Origin of the sequence: uncultured Campylobacter sp., assembly GCF_938045595.1 — a bacterium.
GTDB lineage: Bacteria > Campylobacterota > Campylobacteria > Campylobacterales > Campylobacteraceae > Campylobacter_B.
In genome coordinates this window covers 1-2,510 of sequence record NZ_CALIBB010000266.1, presented here as the reverse complement: position 1 = coordinate 2,510, position 2,510 = coordinate 1, and the positions used below count along the sequence as shown (strand labels likewise).

3 protein-coding genes and 1 pseudogene are annotated in these 2,510 nt (G+C 46.3%); all 4 read left to right on the top strand.

Going from position 1 to position 2,510, the window contains the following annotated elements:
* Nucleotides 1–226: 226 nt before the first annotated feature.
* A complete protein-coding gene (locus tag Q0340_RS10545) occupies nucleotides 227–910 on the top strand; it encodes a hypothetical protein (protein ID WP_298083268.1) in 684 nt (227 codons plus the stop codon).
* A complete protein-coding gene (locus Q0340_RS10540) occupies nucleotides 903–1,436 on the top strand; it encodes a hypothetical protein (RefSeq protein ID WP_298083267.1) in 534 nt (177 codons plus the stop codon). Before Q0340_RS10545 ends, Q0340_RS10540 begins: the two co-directional genes overlap by 8 nt.
* Nucleotides 1,437–1,571: 135 nt before the next feature.
* Nucleotides 1,572–2,033 carry a hypothetical protein gene (locus tag Q0340_RS10535; RefSeq protein ID WP_298083266.1) on the top strand — a complete coding sequence of 154 codons (462 nt, stop codon included), beginning with the start codon at nucleotides 1,572–1,574 and terminating at the stop codon, nucleotides 2,031–2,033.
* Nucleotides 2,034–2,305: 272 nt separating this feature from the next.
* Nucleotides 2,306–2,510 (top strand): annotated as a pseudogene (locus tag Q0340_RS10530) (class I SAM-dependent methyltransferase); the annotation flags it as partial.

Genomic DNA, 2,510 nt, shown 5'->3' with positions numbered 1-2,510 from the left:
ATAAAATCTACGGCATAAACTACGAAAGATATGAGGATAGATTATAAATTTTACGAGCACGTAGCGCCGTTAAATTTAGCCGAACTAGGGTAAAATTGCGCGCATTATATGGTTTTCGGCGGCAAACGGCGCGCCGATAAGACGCCAAGCGCGGATCACGGCTGCGGCAATGTAAGCAACAAACCGAATTGCTAGCGAGCAAAACGTCCAAATTTAAAGGAAAATCATGACTCCGCGCGAGATATTTTTAAACGGCTGCAATGAGATCGCGGCAAATTTTGCGTACTTCAAGCCCACGCAAAAGGGGCAAAAACTAACGAAGCTTGCAAGCGACAAGGAGATTTTATTTGAAATTTATTTTGGCTCCAGCATGCGCAATTACTCCGGCAGCGTGAGCATCCTGCCGCAGATCGCGATCTACTGCAAGCGCCTAAAAAAGCTGATGCAAGAGGAGCTGTCCTACTCGACCGATCTTGTTTTCGTATCGCAGCTGGGCTATCTCACGCCGCGCAAACAGTTTCGCGACTGGCAGCTCGCGGGCACCAGCTTCGAGCCTAGCGTTCGCGAGATTAGCGCGGCTATCAAAGACTACGCGCTGCCTATTTTTGAGCTTTTTGAGGACAAACAAAAGGCGGTGGAGTTTATGATGCGACGCGGGGCTAAATTTAACAAAAATCTAAGCGCTTTCGATCTGCGCCCGATCTACTTTATCTTTTATTTCGGAGGCAGGAATGCGGCGGAGGCGTTTTTCAACGTCTGTCTAAGCGATTGCACCTACAAAGGGCGATTTTATAAGCTTTATGAAGAGCTTGCAAACGGCGCGGAGGCGGATTTTAGCAGAAGTTCGTTTTGGAGCGATACGGAGGCGAAATTTGCATTTGTAAAAGGACTTAAAATTTTAAATGGCTGAAGCTTTAATTCAAATTTTAATCGTAATTTTTAGCGTCTTGCTTCTGGGCGGGATTATTTGGGCGCTCCTTCGACACAATACTCGCAAGCTTAGCCCTCGCGAGCTTGCCGCGATAGATGGGATAAGCGAAGCAGGCGCGGTAAAAAGGCTTTCCGTGCGACCGTTTTTGCTCTGGCTGGAGCGGTTTTTTATCTCGTGCGAGAGCCTTTGGTTCGATCAGGATTTCATCTACGTTTTTGACGGACAGAAGCTCGCGGCGAGGTATAAATTTGAGCAAATTTTGACGCTTGAAGTCACAAAAATTCGGATAAATCATGCTAGGATTTGGCGGATCCGCTTTGCGGACGGCGCGAGCGAGCTTGAACGCAGTAGCGCGAACAAGTCTGAGCAAGACGGCGTGAGAGAGTATAAATTTGCGCCCGCCGCTTCGATTTTTACGCCAAACTTTAAAGAATTTTTGCAAATTTTACGCGAGAAAAACCGAGAAGCGATCAAGACGGAGCCGAGATTTTGGGAGATCGTTTAGCGCGGCAGAATTTTACAAAGCGGATTTTCAAAAAATAGAAAAGGCGCGGAGCTTTCAGGCGCGATCGTCACAAAGGGCGGCAAAAGCTACATGCAAAACCGCAAGAGGCGATAAATATAGATAAAAGGGGGCAAAATGAAACGTTGGAGCAAGCTTGCAAAACGGCTTTACGAGCTCGTAGATGAAAACATTGATTTTAAGCTCCACTGCACAGTTTATCGGATGCAAAGCAGGCGCGGCAGCACGGATTTGCCGCGATATTTTATCACGCTTGCGGGCGAGATTATTTTTGACTACCCGAAGGATTTCGTGCTAAAAAGCGGCGGCGTAAAAAGCCTAGCACAGGGCGCTCTAACGAAAATTTATCCGTATGGTAACGACATAAGCGACATCGGCGAGCTTATCCGCGAATATATCGACACGCCCAAAGAGGAGCTGTTTGCAAAGCACTTTGGTGCCGATGAATGGGGGCTCGCAAATATCCTAAAGGCTGCCGACAAACGCATCGGCAAAAGGAGGCTGCAAATTTTAGCCAAAAACAGGAAAAATCAAGCGATGCAAAAGGTGATAGCGGCTAGATTGGAGGCTTTACAATAAATCCAAGCAGCGATTTAAATGCGGAGCGAACAAGCGCGGACGACAAACTAAAAATTTTGATTTATGAGCGGACTTTTTAAAATTTAGCTACGATCGTTGGTAAAAATTTAAAGAATTTAGAGCAGATAAAATACGCAGAGGTGGGCTTACCTTAGCACTTCTCGCCGGGTAGTTTGAAATTTAAGGTGGATTTGGGCACGGCGCATAAATTTGCGCTAAAATTTAACGAAAAATCGGTGCAATCTACCCGCAAAATTTTAGAAAGGATAACTATGATTTTAGCTTTAAACTATGATGAGATCGACTTTGACGCGCTTTATAAGGCGCAAAAGGCAAAAAGCTCATTCGGCAAAAAATTTTCAGCGGACTGGGACAAAAAGGCGCCCAGCTTCAACGAGGGCGTGATGAAAAGCGCCTACGCACGCGAGTTTATAGACAAGGTCGATTTTGCTGGCGTCTCCACGCTACTTGATTTCG